At 42.6% G+C, this 23,076-nt stretch carries 11 protein-coding genes; 1 reads left to right on the top strand and 10 read right to left on the bottom strand.

All coding sequences use genetic code 11. The features are described from left to right. Positions 1-162: 162 nt before the first annotated feature. From AC1XUO_RS26140 to AC1XUO_RS26130, 3 genes are all read right to left on the bottom strand, one after another. A complete protein-coding gene (locus tag AC1XUO_RS26140) occupies positions 163-3,486 on the bottom strand; it encodes a tetratricopeptide repeat protein (protein WP_483332789.1) in 3,324 nt (1,107 codons plus the stop codon). A 13-nt stretch (positions 3,487-3,499) separates the two neighbouring features. Further along, positions 3,500-4,861, bottom strand: a complete 1,362-nt coding sequence (locus AC1XUO_RS26135) for a sugar porter family MFS transporter (protein WP_483332788.1) — start codon at positions 4,859-4,861, stop codon at positions 3,500-3,502. A gap of 423 nt (positions 4,862-5,284) precedes the next feature. Next, positions 5,285-6,211, bottom strand: coding sequence for an AraC family transcriptional regulator (locus tag AC1XUO_RS26130; RefSeq protein ID WP_483332787.1), 927 nt, complete (start codon positions 6,209-6,211; stop codon positions 5,285-5,287). Positions 6,212-6,360: 149 nt separating this feature from the next. Between AC1XUO_RS26130 and AC1XUO_RS26125 the strand changes: the two genes are divergently transcribed. Then, positions 6,361-7,386, top strand: a complete 1,026-nt coding sequence (locus AC1XUO_RS26125) for an aldose epimerase family protein (protein ID WP_483332786.1) — start codon at positions 6,361-6,363, stop codon at positions 7,384-7,386. A gap of 36 nt (positions 7,387-7,422) precedes the next feature. Here the strand turns inward: AC1XUO_RS26125 and AC1XUO_RS26120 are convergent, their stop codons facing one another. The 7 genes from AC1XUO_RS26120 to AC1XUO_RS26090 form a co-directional block, all read right to left on the bottom strand. Continuing rightward, positions 7,423-10,716, bottom strand: a complete 3,294-nt coding sequence (locus AC1XUO_RS26120; RefSeq protein WP_483332785.1) for a VCBS repeat-containing protein — start codon at positions 10,714-10,716, stop codon at positions 7,423-7,425. 75 nt (positions 10,717-10,791) lie between these two features. Continuing rightward, the gene (locus tag AC1XUO_RS26115) at positions 10,792-12,369 is read right to left on the bottom strand and encodes a RagB/SusD family nutrient uptake outer membrane protein (protein ID WP_483332784.1); all 1,578 of its coding nucleotides are present in this window, start codon (positions 12,367-12,369) and stop codon (positions 10,792-10,794) included. 44 nt (positions 12,370-12,413) lie between these two features. Next, positions 12,414-15,479, bottom strand: a complete 3,066-nt coding sequence (locus AC1XUO_RS26110; protein ID WP_483332783.1) for a SusC/RagA family TonB-linked outer membrane protein — start codon at positions 15,477-15,479, stop codon at positions 12,414-12,416. Positions 15,480-15,762: 283 nt separating this feature from the next. Further along, positions 15,763-17,265, bottom strand: coding sequence for a c-type cytochrome domain-containing protein (locus AC1XUO_RS26105; RefSeq protein ID WP_483332782.1), 1,503 nt, complete (start codon positions 17,263-17,265; stop codon positions 15,763-15,765). Positions 17,266-17,315: 50 nt separating this feature from the next. After that, positions 17,316-18,791 (bottom strand): DUF1501 domain-containing protein, encoded by a 1,476-nt coding sequence (locus AC1XUO_RS26100; RefSeq protein ID WP_483332781.1) that lies wholly within the window; start codon positions 18,789-18,791, stop codon positions 17,316-17,318. Between the two features lie 28 nt (positions 18,792-18,819). Next, positions 18,820-21,579: a DUF1553 domain-containing protein gene (locus tag AC1XUO_RS26095; protein WP_483332780.1), complete on the bottom strand. Its 2,760-nt coding sequence runs from the start codon at positions 21,577-21,579 to the stop codon at positions 18,820-18,822. Positions 21,580-22,197: 618 nt separating this feature from the next. Further along, a complete protein-coding gene (locus tag AC1XUO_RS26090; RefSeq protein ID WP_483332779.1) occupies positions 22,198-22,977 on the bottom strand; it encodes a glycoside hydrolase family 16 protein in 780 nt (259 codons plus the stop codon). Between the last annotated feature and the right edge of the window lie 99 nt (positions 22,978-23,076).

The raw sequence follows: 23,076 nt of genomic DNA, 5'->3' as shown, positions 1-23,076 counted from the left end.
ATGACTATCAGAGCTTACCCACATACACGAAAAGATTAATATTCAATTATCACAATAACCACTAGAGATCGAATCTATATCCGGATTTTGTAAAGTTTTTTGAATGCCAAAGAACAAATCTGCATTCAAAAAACTTCATCTGTAATAAGCAGAGCAATAAAATCATATTCTCGAATAAGACTTCTTAATCAGTTCAAGGTGCAGAATAGCTCCCTGATGAGAACAATCTTCTTCGAGTACTTTCTTAAACAGGACTTCTGCCGATTGAAAATTTTCCATTCCCTGATGGCCCAATGCTATGATGTATAAACAGTGAATTTTGTTAAGCAAGTCAAGATCGGAGTCGAAAATCAAAAGATCCGGAAGGGATACCGCAAAATAATCCAGCGTAACCTGATCGTTTTGGTGTGATTCTCCATACGCAATGAGCTTCTCAAAAATCTGATTTGCCTTTTCGTTTTCTCCCAATTTTTTCCAGGCAAGCCCCTGATAGAATATTTTATCGGGTTGCTGATCATTGTAAAAAATTGCCGCAGAGGGCTCACTATTTCCTTTTGTAGCTTTTTCAAAATAGTCAGATGCCTGATCACTTTCATTCAAACCTTCACTGGCACACCCCAGCCAATAAAGTATATCATTTTCAGGTGCATCCGGCAGTTTTCCTTCTCCGAGATTATGCGGTAACGTCCGCGATTTTTTCAAATGTACCGTCGCTTCCAGATAATGTTCATTGGCCAGACTATCTAAGGCAAGTCCTGCCAGAGCAAACTGGTATTGTCCCGAAACCTTTCCCTCCCCTCCTTCCCAGGGATGAAACTGGCGGTTTTCAATCAACTCCAGTGCCTTTTCGGGCTCTCCGTTCAGGTTGTATAAAGCAGCCAGTTGAAGATACAAATCGTCTCTTTTCTCTACGGTTTGTTTGTGATGATTCAAAAATGCGAGCCGTTCCGCTACGGGTCTGTTCAGGCGCAGATACAACTGATCAAGTTCCATGAGTATACGTGCATCGGATTCGTTGAGCGCAAATGCCCTTTCAAAATAATCCAGTGCTAATTCTGCATTGTTTTCTTTATTAAAAACAGCGATACCCAGGTTTCGAAGGACTGTCGGAAAATTTGCGTTAATTGAGGCCGAGCTTTTCCACAAATCGATCGCTTCATTGTACTGCCGCTTATCATAAAAAAGATTTCCCAGATAGTATGGCGCATAGTTGTCCGAAGCATTAAATTTCATAGCCGCAGTCAAAACCTTTATGTCTTCCAGTTTATTTGGAAAGCAGTAATCAGGTTTATTCGCTACCGCCTTCTGACGATATTGTGTTGCCAATTTTGCATCGCCCAAACTTCTGCTGACGTCAGCCAGGTGGTAATAAATCATGGGATTGGTGGAACCAGCTTTTTCTGCCAATGTTAAAACCTCGGATGCTTCCTCGTACAGTCCGGCCCACTTATAATCCAGTGCATATTCCAGATAACTGTTATCATCATTTCTTGCTAAGGTTTGGATTGCAGTTAAATCTGCTCCACCGGTTTTCATCATTTGCTCTATTTTAATCAGCTCAAACCTTGCAGCCAGATTGAAACCATCCCTACGTATTGCTTCCTTACAAACTTCTATCGCTTCCTCGTAACGTCCCAATTTTCTCAAAACGGCAGATTTGACTACATACGCTTTGCTGCTGCGGGCATTGCGGTCCAGAGAAAAATTGATATGTTCAAGCGCTGAGTTGTAATCTCCCCTTTTCAAATCAATTTGTGCAAGCGAAAGATATGCCGCATCCTGCCAGGCGGCAGACCAAGAGGCTTTATAAAATGATTTATAAGCCTCATCTGTTTTTTCCAGAAACCATTGACTCAACCCCAGGTTGTAGTAAGGCTCGCCATCGTAAGGATTTGGGTTCCGGCTCGTTGCTCTTTCGACTGCGGTTTTGAAATAGGCCTCGCTTTTCAAAAACTGACCTCTCCGCAAATACCAGGCACCGAGAGCATTGTTATTTCGGATATCCTTTGGATCACGATGAAGTGCTTCTTCGTAATAAGGAACAGGACTATAAGTGGCATGCCGGTATTGTTCCAGATGCTGTCCGATCAGAAAAAGCTGTTCGTTATTTTCGATTTCCTGAGGACGGCCGGGTGCCAAGGCAGGACTTGGGATTTCGTTGATCTGATTGGCAGAAGGCTCAAAACGTAACAATTCCTTTCCATAACTATCAGAAATAATCAGGGCCAGTTTATCCGGTTCTGCATGAGTAGGTAAAACAAGCGTAGTTTCAAAGATTTTCTCAGGGAAAATGTCAGCTGAGGTATCCAAAAACTGCTCCTCGCCCTGCGCCAGCGTGATTTTAGTATGAAGCTGAACCGAAGTAACCAGAACCTGTATTTTTGCCGATCCGGACTCAACTTCGAGATTGATCAAAATATCCTTTGTCGCATTTTTGACAACACCCAAATCATGATAAGGAAGAAAATACTGTGTAAACGATTTTTCTTCATTTGGCATCAGCCAGGTAAAATCAGGCTGATTGTCTGTGAATACGCCAGTCATCAATTCAATGTACGGACCGTCTTCGTCTGTAAGGTTACGATCCCAGGCCTGGCCGAAATCGCCATGTCCCCAGGTCCATTGTTTTTTTCCGGGTGATACATGATGATTAGCGACATGCAACAATCCTCCTTTCGAATCGTGCTCGTACCCTCCTACAAAATCATAATTTGAATTGATGGCCATGTAGGATGTGGGTACAGGAATATTTTTGTATCGCGATATATCCGTCCCGGGAGAATAATCTACCTTGTAATAAGTGCCGGTCGCGATAGGGAAAGTGGAGACATCCCTTTTTCCATGATCAAAAACAGCATTAACATCCGAAGGAAAGACTGACTGATAATCGTCGTTAACCTTTACGGCCGGATTTGCCCACCACAAAAATGTCTGGGGCAAGGTAGTTCGATTATATAGCTGCGCTTTTATTTCAAGATAGGCCTTGTTAGGATAAAGTGTAAAACCGGCCATACCTTTGGTACGGAACATCTTTTCGATTTCGTTGACCCAAACCGTTTTGCTGCCATCTGCATTTTCTTCAATTCTGTAATCAACATTGTCAAAAGTGGAGGGGCGATGGTGCTGAGGCCAGTTGAATTCGATACCACCCGATATCCACGGTCCCGTAAGACCTACCAGAGCTGGCTTAATTACCTGATTGTAATAGACAAAATGTCTTTGTTTGAGCTTGTCATAAGCCAATTGCACCCTGCCGCCAATTTCCGGCAGGATCATGATTTTCAAATATTTGTTTTCAAGAAAAAGTCCTGTGTATTCCTTATCAACCCTTGTGTCGAATATTTTCTCAATGACCGGATTGGGATAAACTACGCCGCTGCTTCCCTGATATACCCTTTTTTCAAAAAACATGGGATTTCTTTCCTTCTCCCCTACTTCATAAGTAGGAACGGTAACTTTTGACTCCCAGATCTCAACGTGATCCATGTCTGTGTTATAATTAATGTTTGAAATAACTCTCTTCCAGATTTTCTAATGTTTGCCCTTTGGTCTCGGTCACGCTGGTTCTGATAAAAACAAATCCCAGAAAGCAAATGGCCGCATAGAGGTAAAATGGCCCATAAGTCCCAATTGTTTTTGCCAGAACAGGAAATGTAAAAACCAGAATAAAATAGGCTCCCCAAAGCGACACCGTAGCGATGGAAATGCCCACACCTCTGATATGATTAGGGAAAATTTCTGTGATCAAAACCCAGGTGACAGGCGCAAGCGAAGTTGCATACAGGGCTATTGCGCATAAAACAAGCATCGACACAACAAGAGCTGGTGCACCATTTTGGAGGACATACGCCAGCGCGATGTAAGTGACCGCAAGTCCCAGCGAACCGATGAGCATCAGGGGTCTTCTGCCCAGTTTGTCAACCTGCCACATTGCAACGAGGGTGAAGACCAGGTTTACTGCGCCGATAGCTACTGTTTCCAGAAGCTGGCGATCAAGGTCGGCTCCGATGGACTCAAAAATGGTGGAGGTGTAATTAAAAACCACATTGATTCCGCAAAGCTGCTGAAACACCGCCAGAGTAATACCGACTAACAACGCAGGACGTACCGCTTTTTGAAAAACTTCTGAAAAGGAGGCCTTTGGTGCAGCTAATAATGTCTTTCCAATGGCCTCCTGCGTAATTTTCACAAAGTGTTCGTTACCGATTTTAGACAATACTTTTTGAGCTTTATCAACCTGACCGTCTTTGATAAGCCAGCGTGGGCTTTCCGGAAGCCATAAAACACCGATCAGAAACAACACAGCAGGCACAGCACCTAAACCAAACATCCAGCGCCAGGCATCCGGTCCCTGATCAGCGAGCAGGTAATTGACCATATTGGTGATCAGAATACCAAATACGATCGTTAATTGATTAATGGAAACATTTCTCCCCCGCATTTCTGCCGGAGATACTTCTGCGATATACATGGGACTGAGCATGGAGGCCATACCAACACCGATTCCGGCAGCAAACCGCATCATAACGAAAACTGCCAGGTTACCTGAGAATGCCATACCAATGGAAGATAGTGCAAATATCACAGCCGCGACGATAAGCCCTGGCTTACGACCATAAGAATCGGCAAGCTTACCTGCAAACATACAGCCCACCATACACCCCAAAGCAAGCGAACCAGTGAGAAAACCTTCCCACCACACATCGAGCTGGAACTCGTTTCTTAAAAATGGAAGTGCTCCGGAAATTACTGCAAAGTCAAACCCAAAAAGGTAACCGCCCAATGCCGAAATGAGGGATATTCCAAGAATGTAATTGCCATTATACTGTATCGTTTCTGATTTGAGGTCCGTCGTGATCATTCATTAAAAATTTAATTGCGTTGCCATTTCTGATAATTTATCCTGGGTCAGATAAATTATGAACCTTTCAACAGGTTACGGAATATTTTGTAACAGAAATCCTTAAATCCCTCAAAATCTTATCGATCAAAAGGACATATAGCTATCGTACCAAAATGACAGCAGAGTCGTCTATATTGGTATTGACCGGGTCGATTTTACGGATAAAAGTGAGTTTCTGAAATAAATTATTTGACAGAAACATTCAGCATATTTCTATGCAAAAATGATTTTTTGATTTGTTTTATAGAATGGACTAACTTATCAAAATGATGAACTATACTACGGTATTCTTATATTTTTCTGTACAAGGTTCACTGATATCGGCTGGGTAAAACAATCAAACTTTCGTTAACAGCTTGCACGAAAGAAAAATCCTGAAATTCAGAAATGTTCCGGAAGGCTATCTTCAAGCAATAATCTTTTTTTCCGGTACTCCACAGGCGGGCATTCCATGATATTTCGGAATAATCTGGAAAAATAATATTGATCGCTGATACCCACCTTTTGTGCAATTTCTCCAATGCGAAGATCTGTAAACTGAAGATATTGACACGCTTTTTGTATTTTCAGATGGTTGAAATATTCAATGGGTGCGTAACCAGTTTTCTTTTTAAATAGAGCCGAATAATGCGAAGGTGAGATGTTAACGTAGGCCGCAAAGTCATCCAGTTTTAAGGAAGCGTCAATACTCTCCTGCATGTAATCAATCGTTTTACTGATGGCATCTTTGTCAGTTGTTTTCTTCGCCAAAGTAAATTTATCGCTTTGAATAAATGACACCAGAAAGCGCCAGAGCGTCATATTGACATAAATAAGATTGTCCAGCCCATACCCTTTTTCCAGCGCATAATACATTTCATCAAAAAGCCGTACACGCTCCTCGTCGAAAGGCACGGCATTGATGTGACTTTTACCTGAATCCATCATCAGTCTGGCAATTGTCGTTGCCTGCTCTCCTTTGATATGCAGCCAGAAAATACTCCATGGATGTGTTTCGTCTGCACCATATCTGTGAGGTGTTCCGGTCGGGATGATTAAAAACTCTCCTGATTTAACCGGTACTATTCCCTTATCGGGCATTTGGGCCCATCCTTTTCCGTCTACACAGTATATAAGAATATTTTCAGGAACTCCGTCAAGGCGCTGCCTGTAATGAAATTGTGCCTTGGGATAAAATCCCATATCCGTTATATACATCGAACTAACAGGAGGCGTTTCCGAGCAAATTTCAATTACACTTTTGGGAAGCACAATGGCCTGCTGTCCAGCGAAGCCGTCTCTTTTCCTGGAAATAGCAGTATCACTCATAACAATCTCTTTTCCAGCAAACCTAAGCAAAAAATAATAATATAGTCTATCACAAAGAAAATTTTGTACAAATTTTTCATGTGTAAACCATACTAAGTTTGTACTGTTGAGAAATACCAGAACAGGTAAAAAAATAAAGCTCAGGAACGGTGCAAAATCAGAAAAGAATATCGCTTTTTACACTAAAAAATAATCAGGAAATTACTGCCGAAATACTGGATTACGGGGCAATAATAAAATCATTGAAAGTACCGAACAAAACCGGAGCAATAACAGATGTTGTTCTTGGTTTTCAGTTACCGGAAGATTACCTGACTGATCAACATTGTATCGGAGCAGTGATCGGCCGTTATGCCAACCGAATTTCAAACGGAAGTTTTGAGCTGGGAGGAAAACGTTTTCAACTTTCCAGAAATAATGGGCAAACATGCCTTCATGGTGGATTTGACGGATTTAATAAGAAAATTTGGGAGCCAGTCAATCATACTGCCAGTTCGCTGACCTTGCAGTATGTCAGTCAAGATATGGAGGAAGGATTTCCGGGAACTTTAACAGTCATGGTATCATACACTTTAACCGACAAAAATGAATTAAAAATTGACTATCAGGCTGTTACTGATAATCCTACCCATGTCAACTTTACGCAACATAGCTATTTTAATCTTTCGGGCGGCCGGGATAAAACGATAGAAAACCATTTTCTTCAAATATTCAGTAATCAATATCTTCCCAACAACGAGCAGTCTGTTCCAATCGGACATTTTGATCCTGTTCGGCAAACACCGTTTTCATTTGTTGAGCCTCAAAAAATAAGTGAGGCACTTCACTGCACCGATGATCAAATGCGTCTGGATTTTGGAATTAATCACAGTTTTTTATTAAAGAAAGAAAATACACCTGAGCTTCAACTGGCTGCCAGGCTGTTTTGCCCAGCCAGCGGAATCGCTGTGAAAACCTATACAACTGAACCAGGCATTCATGTGTATTGCGCAAATTATTTTGGCAAAGAAAACGGTAAAATGAAAGCATCAAACTTTCCACAATACGCCGGAATTTGCCTTGAAACCCAGCATTTTGCTGATTCTCCAAACCAGCCAACTTTCCCGTCAACTTTACTGCTGCCGGGTGAGATTTTTAATTCAAGAACTATATATTCATTTGAAATTATAGAATAAAATACTGAATAATAATTCATTACAATTACTACATTTCTATTCTTTGGCAAATACTGAAACATATCCAGTATTTCTCGACACAATAAAAAGGTCTCTTTTACCCGTTAATTTTTTAATATTCCTGCAATCTCCACCTGCAAAAAATCCGGAAACTTCCGTTGGTATAGAATTAAAATCTCCTTTTCCATTTCCCTTCAACAATAAACCATAAAAAGCATCGTACTGCCCTGCCATGGGTTCTATGGTAAAATCATTACCAACCAAAAGTATATCCGGATTCCCGTCCCGATCAACATCATCAATCGAAATATCCTGTACAACTGAATATTGTGCAGCTTGCGGTAATGGTTTGATTACAAATTTCCCTGAGCCTTTGTTTTCGATGTATACGCTTTGCTGCTCAAATGCCTGACTGACAATCACAGATTTCCGCTGCTCTCCGGTCAATAGTTCGTCCATTTTGACGTTGGAATACAAAGCATAAGATTGAAAGCGTTTCTTAAACATGGGTACCTGCCGGACCAACTCATCCCTTGATGGAACAGGATATTCAACGCCACCCAAAAAGTAGGCTGGGATGGCATCATAACGACCATTATTATCCAGATCGCCACTGTAAATGGACATAGGTTGTGATTTTGAAAAACGGTAACGACTATTCAAGCCAAGATTCCCAGCGATGAAATCCAGATCGCCGTCATGATCAAAATCCGCAGCTTTGACACAGTTCCAGAAACCATTGGAAGACGGAAAAGCATTGCTATCTGCCAGTTTTCCTTTTGTGTTTTTAAACAATGTTAATGGCATGAGTTCGCCTGTCAGCATAAGGTCCGGCCAGGAATCGTTGTCAATATCCGCCCAGACCGCATCGGTTACCATTCCTATATTTCTTAAACCCGGAGCCACCTGATCGGTTACGTCGGTAAACCTTCCGTTGTCATTACGTAAAATACAGCTTTCTCCTGCCTTAGGATAACCAAGCGGTATAAGCCGGCCGCCGCGAAATAAATCCAGATCACCATCATGATCAAAATCTGCTGCCACGACGCAGGAGCCGCTATGCCGTATGTCAGGTAACACATTTGGCGCAAATGTAAAGTTCCCCTTACCGTCGTTAAGATAAACCCTGTCCTGATAATATTCCGAACCATCAAAATACTCATTGGAGCCGCTCACAATGTAGAGATCCAGATCCTTGTCACCATCCAGATCGGCAAGCAAAACACCGGTATCTTCTTCATCTTTTTGATCAATCACCCCTTTGATCTGCTTCTGATCAAACTTACCAAGGGTATTCTGAATGTAAAGTTGGCCCTGATGATGATACGATCCACCAATAAAAAAATCCTGCAATCCATCACCATTAACATCACCAACAGACATTTTAGGACCTTGTTTTGAAAGCAGATGTGGCAACATAGGCTCCTGGCTATAATCCATATAAGGCTCTTCCTGATGAAGATAATTAATTCCGGATTGTGCCGAAACGTCGTTCATCATCGGGGGTAAAACCGCTTTTTCAGGTATGGAAAATTTTGCGTTCTTATAGTCAATCGTCAGTATCTGGTTGACCGCCAGTTTTCTGACCGTTTGACTTTTTCCATCCGGCCAGACAACGAGAACTGAATCGGCAAGTTTTTTATTTCCCAATCCAAAATGAACCTGATGATCACTTGAAGACTGATATCCCCTGGTCACAGCATGGTGGATTTTCTGCAATGTACCGTTATGGTATAGGGTTATTTCTGCACCTAATCCACCCGTATTCCCCTTTTTCCCTTTCAGATTAAAATTCAGAAAGTTTTTCCCTGTTGAATTATTTTCCAGAATAAATGCCTCCTGGTTTATATTGTTCACTACCAGATCCAGATCTCCGTCCCGATCCAGGTCCGCGTAGGCAGATCCATTTGACAAGGAAGGCGACTCGCCAAACCAGTCTTTTGTCCGGTTGGTAAAAGTCAGATCGCCATTGTTTTGATAGATAAAATTATTCTTTTTAAGCGTTTTCATTTTTACCGCTTCCGTTTTCATCCTGTTATTGATGACCTCTACCGACTCACCTCCCTGCGCCATTTCGGCATTGTAGGCTACAAAATCCAGGTCTGTCACGTCGCGCAGGTATCCGTTTGTGATACAAAGATCTTTAAGCCCGTCGTTATCAAAATCTGCAAAAAGCGGCGACCAGCTCCAATCCGTACTATACACGCCGGAAAACTGGCCGATTTCGGAAAAATGGACCTGCTTATTACCGTTATCGTCTTCCACTGATCCGGCATTCAAATGAAGCATATTCCGCATATACTGCGGATGATAACCCAACTGTGTAGCCATCTGAAACTGTTGAAAATTAGCCGGCCCCGCCATCAGTTTTCGTTGCGCGTTGTCGGCAGGAAGCATATCAACTGTCATCAGATCAACCTTCCCGTCATTGTTAAAATCCGCAGCGTCGGTTCCCATGGTAAACTGGCTGTGATGCCCGAACGCCTCTTTCGCAGATTCTATGAAGGTACCATCCTGATTATTTACATACAGTAAATCGTTGGATAAAAAATCATTTCCCACCAGGATATCTTCCCAGCCATCACCATTGAAATCGGTAATGGATAAACCGAGGCTCATTCCATCATGGACAATTCCTGCCTGGATGGATACATCCGTAAATTTAACGCCGTCATTGCGGTAAAGTTTGTCTGGTGAAAGGCCTTTTCCGTCATTCACAGGTGCAACCAGTTTGTTGGGGTTTCTGATCAGATTTGTACTTGTGATCAGGAAAAGATCCAGGTCACCATCCTTATCATAATCGAAAAATGCAGCCTGATTTGTAAATGTCGTATCCGCTATCCCGAATTTCTCCGCACATTCTTCAAACTGCATATTTCCTTTGTTGAGATAAAACTGATTCTTCCTTTTCTCGGCAGGATAGTTACCTGATTTACAGACATAAATATCCATAAGCCCGTCGCCATTAACATCTGCCATGGTTACGCCCGTACTCCATCCACTCGTTTTAATTCCGGCAGTTTTTGTAATATCTTCAAAATGAAGGCCACTTTCAGATTTCCCCTTATTCAGATATAATTTATCTGCTACCTGATTTCCGCTGAAATAAAGATCCGGCAATCCGTCATTATTTATATCCCCAACCGACACGCCGCCTCCATTATAGACATAGTAATAATCGATCAAATTGAAATCTTCGTTCTCTTTTACAGTATTTACAAACTTCACGCCCGTTTGAGACGAAGGAAGTGCTGTAAAAAGTGTCTCTGATTTCTTTTTACAAGAAACGGCCAGAACCCATAAAAGACAAACGATGATCCTTATTTTCATTTTGTAAAATACTATTAATTTCAACACAAAAACGGAGAGCCTTGACGACCCTCCGCATTATTCTTTTTCAGAAATTTATTTCCACTCCGGATTCTGTACCACATTTGGATTTCCCTGAAGCTCGATCAAAGGAATAGGAAGTACATAATCCCGCGCTTTTGGTGCACGACCTACATTATACGTAGAAGAGTAACGTTTGATATAATCTCCCAGATAATCCGGCGTTCCTCCAAATTTACTTTTTCTACGTAACTCCGGATAAGTCACTTGTTCAAATGCAAATTCATGCATGATTTCGTCCATAATGGCGCTCTGCAATCCAGCCTTTGTCAACCCAGCCAATGGAGTCAGTCCGGCTCTTGCCCTGACTTTATTGATTCCGGCATAAGCGTCACCCTGGCCACTTTCGTTGCAAGCTTCCGAATGTCCCAGAAGTACCTCCGAGTAACGCATATAGATCGTATTCTTCTCAGTAGTCGTATTATTTTTATCCAGCTCAACCAATTTAGAAGACCAGGCCTTGCTAAAAATCAAATCTTCCGGTTTGTTTGGATTTGCGTTGGGGTCTACCAGGCCACCAAATCTGGATAGGTTGTAATCCGCTTTCGCAGACCATTTTACCGTCGGAAATTTCCCGTCCGAGGTTTTGGCCGTTCTACCGGTTTGGTAAGATTCAACGAAAGTGCCACCGATGCGTTTGTCATTTTCCTGGTAAGACATTCTGAAATCTTTCGTTGCGCTCAGCCAACTCCACCCTGCGCCTCCCAGATCACTTGGAAAATCTTCCGGATTAAAATGCGCCGAATGATTGTTATATTCCGATGAATTCGCTTTTGCTGAAATCTGGGCTTCGAAGATTCTCTCTCCCTGATTTTCATGATCAATATCAAAATTATTTACAAAATCAGGAAACAAAGTCATACCACTGTTTGCAATGATATCTTCAGCAGTGGCTTTCGCTTCAACCCATTTTTCATCCCATAACTGCGCCTTCATCAGAAGTGTTTTTGCAGCCCATTTGGTTGCGCGTCCTGCGTCTGTTCCGGTATAACTTGCCGGCAAAACCGAGGCAGCAGCCGTTGCATCTGCATAGATCTGATCAATCACTTTACGCTTTCCACCTGCGTTATCAGGCAAATCACTGTAACTTTTGGTTGAAGTTATTTTAATCGGCGGATTGTCGAAATATCTCAGAAGTTCGTAAAAATAAAATCCTCTTAAAAATTCAGCTTCCGCTTTGACTCTTTTTACTTTATCAGCATTTCCAACATCGTTCATTGCGTCGGCCACTTCAATGATTTTATTGGCCCGATCAATAGAACGGTAACATTGTTGCCAATATGCATTGATATAGTCATCTGACGCACTGACGTTCCCGAGATTGAATTGCAAAGGGCCTTTCTCCCATCCAACCTGGTATCCTACCAGGCATTCAAATACGTAGCGGTTATAAAAATGGTTGGACCAATCTCCGTTTCCCATACCCAGGTCATCATATACCGCATTTACACCCAGTTCGAGCTCTGTGGCTGATTTGTAAAAACTATCCGGATTAATGAAATCAGGTTTTTCTTTGAGATCGGAACAGCCAGCTGTGATCAGCATACCTACTGCTACCGCGAGCCTGGCCTGTTGTATAAATTTATTTTTCATTGTTTTAAAAATTTTAATGCCGTTAAACTATACTTTACCTTTTACTAGAATCCCAGATTGACACCTACTGTAACCGTTCGTGCACGGGGATAAGCATCGTAATCATCACCACGGTTCAAATTACTTTGTCCACTATTGTTCACCTCCGGATCAAAACCTTTGTATTTGGTAATCAGGAATAAATTCTGGCCGCTTACGGATAATCTTGCAGAGCGTATAAAGTTGCTGGAAAATGGTATGTTATAACCAAGTGATACATTTTGCAACCTTACAAAAGAACCGTCCTGAATAAAAAATGAAGATTTACGGAATGAAATAAAATCTCTTCTACCATCGATAACCGGCCGATTGCCATTAGGATTTTCTGCGCTGTAAGAGTCTGTCAGGATGTTAGAAAGCTGATTTATTTTCTGCACACCATCTCCAATTTCAGCTTGCTGTAAATTTCTTACCTGGTTTCCCTGAACACCTCTGAAGAAAATACCCAGATCAAAACCGCGGTATTTCAGCGAACTGTTTAACCCCCAGGTGAATTTGGGATTTGGATTGCCTATGATCTTATAATCATCAGAAGTATATTTTCCGTCTTCGTTAACATCCGTATATTTTGGATATCCCGCTCTGGCTGAATATGTTGCAGCTTCGCCATCGGTAGTAAATAAACCAGCGTATTCATATCCTCTCCAAACACCGATCGGATTGCCCGCCTCCACCCAGCTTCCGTCGATACCCAAATGGCCGCTTGGACTTCCTGAAAAATAGGGTGTGCTTTCCCCAAGATCAGTCAATTTGTTTCGCACATAAGAAATATTTCCGCCAATATCCCATTTCAGCCTTTCTCCATCAATGGCTTTGAAATTAGCTTCGAAATCCATCCCTTTGTTGGTAAGCGTTCCTGAATTCAACAGAACAGTTCTGAAACCGGTACTCTGTGCAATCGAAACATACAAAAGCAGATCCGATGTCTTGGTGTTGTACCAGTCTACGGATAAATCAAGACGGTTTTTAAGCAATCTGGTGTTTAAACCGATATTTAACATCCGTGTTGATTCCCATTTAAGATCAGGATTGGCAATGTTATTGGCACCATAACCCGCTGTCAACTGACCTCCAAATACATAGTTGTAGGGAACAAGGCCTGAAACAGACTGGTATGGTGGAATATTAGAATTACCGGTAACACCGTAACTCACCCGAAGCTTTAGGTCGTCAAAAACATTACTAAGTCTTGAATCAGTAAAGAACTTTTCGTTTGCAATTTTCCAGCCCAGGGCAGCCGAAGGAAATGTGGCATGTTTGTTATTCGGGCCAAATTTTGATGAACCATCACGTCTGACCGTGACGGTCAATAGATATTTATCATAAGCGGAATAATTAAAACGGCCAATTAAAGATTGCAGATTCCACTCCTGTCTGCCGGAATAGGGTGTCTGAATTTTCGAGCCATTTTGCAGATTCATTGAGTTTACATCATCGGAAGGCAAGCCAAAAGTAGATGCTGAGGCGTACTGGTTTACTTCATGCTGAAATGTGTAACCGGCTGTGGCGTCAATAATGTGATTTGGGTTTAACTCCTTGTGGTAGAACAATAAATTTTCGTTCAACAGATTGGTTACGTTCCTGTTAAACTTATCCAACTGACGCCCATTCTGGCGACCAAGTCTTGTAAAGCTGTTGAAAAACGAAGTCCGGCCTGCACTTACGATATCCGCACCAATGCTGGTTTTGAATTTAAGGCCGCTGAATAAATTAAAAGTAACGGCAGTGGTTCCAAAAAGACGGTTGGTAGCGTCGCGGTCATATCCTTCTTTGGCCTCTGCAACCGGATTAATACTGAATCTTCCATCATAACTTGGATAATTGTAACCACCGTTTTGGTCATAAACTGCAACGGTAGGATCAAGTCCCAGCGACGTAATCATAATTCCTCCCGGACCTCCCCGATCCGTAGGAACATTATTGGAAATCAACCGGCTGTATGACCAACTGTTACTCAATGTAGCCTTTCCACCCAAAAAGTCATTATCCAGATTAAAACGGAAACCATATCGCTTGAAGTCAGTATTAACAATAATTCCCTGGTTATCAAGCACATTAGCACTGAAAGCGTATTTCATGTTTTGATTGCCACCCGAAAAAGTCAGCTGATGGCTTTGGATACTACCGGGCCGGGTTACTGCGTCAACCCAGTTCGTTCCCGCTCCTGCGGCTGAAATCTGGTCGTTGCTATATCTCCCGGCTCCGCCCTGGCTAACTTCCAGTCTATTGATATACCGCATGTAATCATCCGCGCGAAGCATATCCAGTTTCCGGGCCATATTCTGAAAAGAATAAGATCCATCGTATGTGAATCGTCCACTGCCATCCTTACCTCTTTTGGTGGTGATCATGACCACCCCATTGGCACCGCGCGAACCGTAAATTGCAGTCCCGGATGCATCTTTCAATACCTCTATCGATTCAATATCATTTGGATTTAACATGGCCAATGCGTTGGAAGGCTGACGATTGCCACCTGTTCCAACGGCATTGTTATCAGGGTAAATCGGCAATCCGTCTACTACATAAAGTGGTTCAGATCCACTCAGAATGGAATTCGGGCCACGGACTCTCACCGACAGACCACCTCCCGGCGCCGCAGATGACTGTGAAATCTGCACTCCTGAAACACGTCCCTGTAACGCCTGATCAAGCGAGGTAACTGGAAATTCTTTAATTGCTGCGCCTTTTACACTCGAAACAGACGCCGTAAGATCACTTTTTTTCACCTGACCATATCCAACTACTACCAGTTCTTCAAGTGCTCTTGAATTGGACAATAACCTGACATTTAAGGTACTGGCATTGTCGGTAGTCAGCTCCTGAGTTTCAAAACCAATAAAACTAAACACCAGCTTGGTTCCGGGCAAAGCTTCAATTTTAAAATTACCTTGCGCATCTGTGGTAGTTCCTTTGCTGGTGCCTTTCACTGCAATGCTAACCCCGGGGAGTACCTCGTTATTATCACCAGTCACCTTCCCTTCAAGACTGCTTTGCGCGCTGACCCGCAGCGATGAGAATAAAATTAAAACCAAAAATAATTTTTTGATTAAAAGTATTGTTTGTTCCATAACAAATTGTTTAAAATGAAGAAAAGGAAGCCGAAAACTTAATATTTTAAAATAATAAATAGTTATTATTCTATTTTTATTTACAAATTTCATTGATAATACCGTCACAAAAAATGGACGCATTTTCACAAATGATGGATTATCCTATGAAAATTTAGAATTAATTAAAAGACAGAAGATGGAAGCTCCTGACCATGCCGTTCCTAGCTCAGAGGTAATCAGGCACGAATAGAATTTCTTAATAGAAACAGCATAGGTTTTCGGAAGGATAAATCGGAACGATTTATTTATCCCTATTATTCTGCTTCAATAAAGTATCACGCTTCGTAGTAAATCGGGCAAAAGTTTCTTGATCCAAGCCATTGACAACCAACAGTCCGGGATGTTTAACACCAACAAGGTTTACAGTGCTGTCAGTTACCGCTGATCCCCATACGTAAATAGATTTCAAGCTTTTGTTATCAACGATATTTTTCAATCCTAAATCAGAAACCCTGGTATCTACCAGATTCAAATATTCCAGATATTTTAATGATTTCAGGTTTGCCAAACCAGCGTCACCTATGGCGGTATGCTCCAAATGTAGTCTGGTCAGATTTTTAAGCTTTGAAACTTCTTTTAGACCAGCATCTGTAATTTTTGTTTTTCCAAATTTCAGCCATGTGATTTGCTCGGCGAGAGGTAATAACAAACTGATCTGTCCATCTCCAAATTCTGCCGCATTCACAGCACTTACCTCTATCAGATTTTGATCCTGAGACAGCCGATTCACGAGCAAACCTACTTTCCGGAGTGCTTCGATATCCTTTTCTTTCGGTTCACTTACAGTTAATTTCGCAATAGCCGACTCAGCACTTTTGGGCAATTCTGATTTTGAATCATTACCTGATGAACCCAGGGCTGCAAGTGCAGTTTTGATCTGTTCTGTAACTTTTATATCAGATACTTTTTTGTCAACGGGTGCGCCCTGATCGATCCACCAGGAAATAAGTGCGATCTGATCTGTGGACAGCTGCGGTTTTCCTTTTGGCGGCATGTGATCATCGTCGTCTTCCGGTAGTAAACACCTCGTGATCATACTGCTTTCGGCACCTTTTCCCGGGATAAGTACCGGCCCTTCCTTTCCGCCTTTTTGCAGAGAGACAAACTGGTCAAGTCTGAGATCTCCTTTTTGCTTTTTTTCGTTGTGACACTGCACACATTTCATTTCAAGAATTGGCTGCACAATATCCTGATAAACAATTGCCTGTTGAATATCTGCAATCGGCCGAATGGCTGATATTTCTTTTTTTATCGTGTCCATACCCGCCAAGCTTCGAAATGGCTCCGGGGTATACTGCGTCAGGTAACCCTCCCCATGCGTCAGAGACCCGCCGTCATGGCCTGCTGTCATTGTTAAAATCGTAGCGAGACCAAAGGCCGGCAAGTACAATTTGGCCAGGAATGTCTTTCTGTTTTGGAAAAATTTGGATTTTAACAGCAATGCTATCCATGCAAATGCAGCCACACCAATCCCCTGCCACATGTGATCGCTCAAAAGCTTGTCATCGTAACCACCTCCCAAAGAAAGCAGATACCCGGCAAAACAAGCAAAAGTTGCACTGACAGCGGACCAGAATAATATAAAGGTGATTGTTGATTCAGACACACTAATTTTACCCATGCGTCTTCCGGCTTCCAGCAAAGCAGCTATCAACAAAAAACCAATAGGCGCATGCACGAGAACAGGGTGGAACCGTCCAATGAAAGTAGTGAAATCCGAAGCAACGATAACTTGAAGTGTCATGCAATTAAATAAATATTCAGTCTAAAAATTCCGGATCAGTTGAATCAGGCTCAGGCAATAACCTGGCTGACAACTTTTCCCATTGTATCAGTCAGGCGGAAATTTCGTCCTTGAAAAGGATAGGTAAACTTTTCATGATCAAAACCCATTAAGTGTAATATCGTGGCTTGAAAATCATGAACATGGACTTTATCTTTCACACCGTAATATCCAAGCTCGTCCGTCTCGCCATGCGAATATCCTTTCTTAACCCCGCCACCGGCCATCCACATCGTGAATGCTTCCAGATGATGGTCACGACCCATATATGGCATCACCAATCCATTTCTATTTTCCTGCATCGGTGTGCGGCCAAACTCTCCACCCCAGATCACCAGGGTTTCTTCCAATAGACCACGCATTTTTAAATCCTGTAACAAAGCTGCCACCGGCCGGTCCGACTCCTGACATTTCTCTCTTAAACCTCCCTCCACATTCGCTGTGCTGGAAGTTCCATGGGCATCCCACCCCCAATCAAAAAGCTGGACAAAGCGCACATCGTTTTCAACAAGCTTGCGAGCCAGCAGACAATTCATAGCAAAAGTCCCTTCTCCGGGCTTTACACCATACATATCCAAAATAAACTGTGGCTCTTTGGAAACATCCATAACCTCAGGCACAGACATTTGCATACGAAATGCCATTTCATACTGACTGATGCGCGTCAGGATTTCAGGATCCTGTACGTCTTCATAGGTCTGACGGTTAATATCATTGATCGCATCGATGGTCTGTTTTCGCATACTACGGTTCATCCCGGTCGGATCGCTCACGTAAAGAACGGGATCACCACCTGTTCTGCATTGCACGCCCTGGTAAACGGATGGAAGAAAACCACTTCCATAAACGCTTTTCCCGGCATCCGGCTGTTGTCCACCAGAGGCTAAAACGATAAATCCGGGTAAGTTCTGATTCTCCGATCCCAACCCGTAAACAGACCAGGCGCCCAGACTTGGACGGCCCAGCCTCGCGCTGCCCGTGTGCATAAGCAACTGCGCGGGCGCATGATTGAACTGGTCGGTATGCATGGATTTTATAAACGTGATTTCATCAGCGACCGATTGCAAATGCGGCATGTAATCCGATATCCAGGCTCCGGAATTTCCATATTGATTAAATTTCCCTTGCGGACCAAGCATTTTGGGCACTCCCTGGATGAACGCAAATTTCTTTCCTTCCAAAAACTCAGCCGGACAATCCTTTCCGTGGTATTTCAAAAGCTCAGGTTTGTAGTCAAAAAGTTCGAGCTGTGACGGAGCTCCGGCCATGTGGATGTAAATAACCCTTTTAGCTTTTGGAGCGAATTGTGGAATTTTAGCTGATGCCAGCTTCCCGGCGGTATCTGTTTCGGTAACTGAATTATTACAGGAGCCAAGCAACGATCCTAGTCCAAGCGCACCAAGCCCAAATCCACATGACTGCAAAAAGTGGCGCCTGGTCTGGCTTTCCAGATTAGCATGTTGTAATTCCTTTAAAAGCTTTTCCATAGTATAAGATTTTAACCCGTCTGTCAGTCTACTCTTTCGTCACTACATGATCCAGATTCAGCATCACGTTGGCCGAAATTGTCAGTGCTGCCATTTCAGGAGAACGTTCGCTTCCGTAAACAAGAATACTATCGGCATCAGCCGGCTTCTTTTTATAATTTCCCAAAGCCTCTTTATATATTTTCAACAATACATTCAAATTCTTTTTCTCAATGGACTGGAAAGTGAGCATTCTATAACCCTCCGTTAATTGCTGCTCAGGCGTCCTGCCCCTTTTTTTCATTTTAGATGCTAATTTTTCAGCAGCTTCCAGGTATACAGGGTCATTTAACGTAACCAGCGCTTGTAGCGGCGTATTGGTCAACATTCTTCTGGATTGACAGAATTCACGGCTTGGCGCATCAAATGTGGTCATGGAAGGATACGGTGCGGTACGTTTCCAATACGTGTAAATACCCCGCCGATACCTGTCTTCTCCCTCACTAAGTACCCATTTTTCACCATTATAAGGTGACTGCCAGATTTTATCGGGCTGGGGAGGCATCACCCCGGGCCCATACATTTTTCTCGAAAGTAGTCCGCTGCACGACAAAGCCTGATCCCGAACCTGTTCTGCGCTTAAACGTACGCGCGGCCCACGTGACAGCCAGATATTATAAGGATCCTTCTCCTGCTTTTCCTGACTGGTTTTCGAACTTTGGCGATAGGTACCCGACATCACAATGGTTTTCAAAAGTTTTTTGACGCTCCATTGGTCATCTTCCATAAACCTGACAGCCAGCCAATCCAACAGCTCCGGATGGGTGGGCTCACTTCCCTGTGAACCAAAATCTTCAACGGTTTCTACAATCCCTTTTCCAAACAATTGCTCCCAGAATCGGTTAACAATGACACGTCCGGTCAAAGGATTCTCTCTGTTCACGATCCATTTGGCCAGGCCGAGACGGTCGCGCGAAAATTCCTTTGGCATAGGTGCCAGTAATTTAGGTACATCTGGTTTTACCTCTGCTCCTTTCACCATCCAATTTCCTCTGACAAACACATGCGTTTTTCTGGCAAAATCACCCCTTCCCTCCCAGATAACAGGAATGCTTTCAGTAGATTTTGTCATTGCTGCGGCGTAGTCCGCCACAATATTTTTATATTCTGGCTGATCATTACCAGGCAGTTCCGGCTGAAAGGAAATCCATGAGATCTTAACCCACTCTTCCGGTGATTTTGGACTGTTAAGCGATAGAAAGATATCATGTTTACCGGCCATTTTTGAAATGGGTGCAATAATAACCGTGTCCCTGTCTTTCGCGGGAATTTTAATTTGGGATAAAAGCGGCCCATTTAGATTGTCCAGATGAAGCGTCAGAACTGCATTTTCTGCTTTTGTGGAAACACTCATCAGGATATTACCAGCCCTTTCCAGATTTACCTTTGGAATCCTGGCATTTCCTTTATTCTTAACACCGAAATAAGAAACGCCAAGCACAGTAGACTGATCCCCCTTCACAAAGCTGTGGGAATTTATCTTGGGTTCCATCACATTCAGAAACTGGGTAACTTCTTCGATTTGCGCTGGATTATACTTTTTGATCCAACCTTTAACCCGTTCCACACGCATTGAGTCATCCCCCTTGTAAAACCTCAATTTTGGTGATTCGTCAGCCAGATCTTCATCTCTTGAATTATTAAAATACGCCATATATTTGTAATAATCCTCATGCGGGATCGGATCATAAGGATGGCTGTGACATTGAATGCAAGCAAATGTCGTCCCCTGCCACACTTCCCATGTCGTGTTCACCCGGTCTATCTGGGCAGAAGTCCGGAATTCTTCATCCTCTGTACCGCCTTCATTGTTGGTCATCGTATTCCGATGAAAACCCGTAGCGATCAGATTATTTTTATCAGGAAAACCATCCTTCCCTTCCGGCAATAAATCTCCGCCAAGCTGCTCTATCGTGAATTTGTCAAAAGGTTTGTCTTGGTTAAAAGCTTTAACCACGTAATCACGGTATCGCCACATCGTTCGGGCACCATCACTTTCATAACCTTTCGTATCTGCATAACGCGCCAGGTCCATCCACATGGAGGCCCACCTTTCACCATAAGAGGAGGATTTCAACAAACGGTCAACAACCTTTTCGTAGGCATTAGAAGATTTATCACTGACAAAATCATTGACTTCCTTTTCTGTCGGAGGCAATCCGGAAAGATCCAGACTTACCCTGCGAATTAAGGTGATCCTGTCTGCCTCCGGAGAAACTTTGAGACCTTCCTTTTTCAGTTTTTGTATAACGAAATTGTCGATTTCATTTTTAGCAAACCTTTTCTCATCCGTCTCAATGAGTCCGTACAAATTCCATAGATTATTCAATGATGGAACCTCTTGTTTTTCAACTCTTTTATATGACCAGTGTTTCTCCCATTCGGCACCCTCGTTGATCCAGTCTTTCAGCGTTTTGACTTCTTCTTCCGTCAACGGATTTCCTTTCTGAGGCATCTTTTCATCCGGATCGTCGGTCAAAATCCGCCGTATCATCTCACTGGCATCAGCGTCACCTCGAACAACCGGGATCTTCCCCGATTTGCCTGGCTCCAGCATCTCATGCTCAAAAAGAAAACTGACATCCCCTGCCTTCTTGACGCCACCGTGGCATCCCATGCAGTGTTTATTCAAAATTGGCTTGACCTCTGTGTTGTAATTTACCTTACTTCCAAACAAACTTTCCTTCCACGAAAAAGCTGAAAGCGAAATGGTTATACCAATAAGACCTACAAAAATATATTTTTTCATATTGACAAAACAAGGATCAATAAATTTCAAAAGGCTCAATGAGCCCCTTGAAATAATGTAAAACTATCCTTGCAAATGTCTACTATTACTCCAAACTAAACCATAGGTAATCTTGGGAAAAGGATGGATAATTATATGATACGGAAATTTTATAAAAAGGAGCTTAGGGCGAAGCTTACTGGCTAAATCCATTCCATTTTATGGACTTTTTATGGTTCGATTCGTAAGAAGTAGGCTAAATTAGTTTCTACCGAAGACCAAAAAAGATTATTATAGCAAATAAATCCCAACCTCTGGCTCACAATCAAGCAAAAAGTCAAACCAATAGTCCCAGGTATATCTAAATTCTTTATACCGCCACGAACGCCCTATGAACTTGAAAAGGAATATTTTTTGAGTAGCCATGCAGAAGAACTGCAAATGAAATATCAAGATTAATGGTTTCAAAACTAAGGATCACGCAGCGGGCTTTTGAGTCGATAATATAAATTGAACTGATCTCAATTCTGTATCTCTATTTATGACTACCAAATTTCAAAAGTTATTCTCCTGTCGAGTCATCGTTATTAACACGTCCTGCAAACAATGAATACACTCCTATTCAGATGTCAGAACTTTCTACTGATACACCCTTACATAATCCACCAGGTATTTTGACGGTAGCGCGTCATCTGACAAAGGTCCCGGCAACGTTCCTTCTCTTCCCAAGGCAAGATTCAGGAGCAGATAAAACTCTTTTTTGAAAGCATTACCACTTAATTTGTCCGATTTTTTTAGATCAAAAACAAAGTATTTCAGATCGTCATAATAAAACTCGATACGATCCGGGTACCACTCAGCAGCATAAATGTGAAAATCTTCATAAGGAGCTCCGACAATCGGCCTTTTTCCTTCGCTTTGATATTTATCCAGTGAGTCTGAGTAATGTACTGTTCCGAAAACCCGGGTTGAGTCTTTTCCGATAAATTCAAGAATATCGATTTCTCCGCAATGCGGCCATTTCACTTCGGTTCTGTTTTTTCCCAGCATCCATATCGCCGGCCATGTCCCGATTCCTTTGGGTACCTTGGCCCGGGCTTCGATCCGCCCGTAGGTCCATTCCTGTTTTCCAAGCGTGATCAGACTCGCGGACGTATAACCGGCGCCTTTGTAGGATTCTTTCTTTGCTTCAATTACCAGATTTCCGTTTTCAACCCGGCAGTTTTCCAATCTTTTGTATGTATAATATTGCGGTTCCTTGTTACGGACAAATCCTACCTCGTAATCCCATTTAGTACTGTCAGGATGTCCCTGGTAATTAAATTCATCATTCCAAACCAGCTTTCGCTGGGCACTTACCGGGTGAGAAAGAAGGCCTGTAAGTAATATTAAAAATGTAAATGGCAGTGAAAATCGCATACGTATTGAAAAAAAGTAGGTCCGTTATTTGTTTTGGTTTTGAGAAAGAATGGGAACCGATATCCGGCATTACACCAGAAACGGCTCGCCCTGGCAGGT

The organism is Dyadobacter sp. HNCC25DJ186 (assembly GCF_056895235.1).
This window is presented reverse-complemented; position numbering and strand designations above follow the sequence as displayed.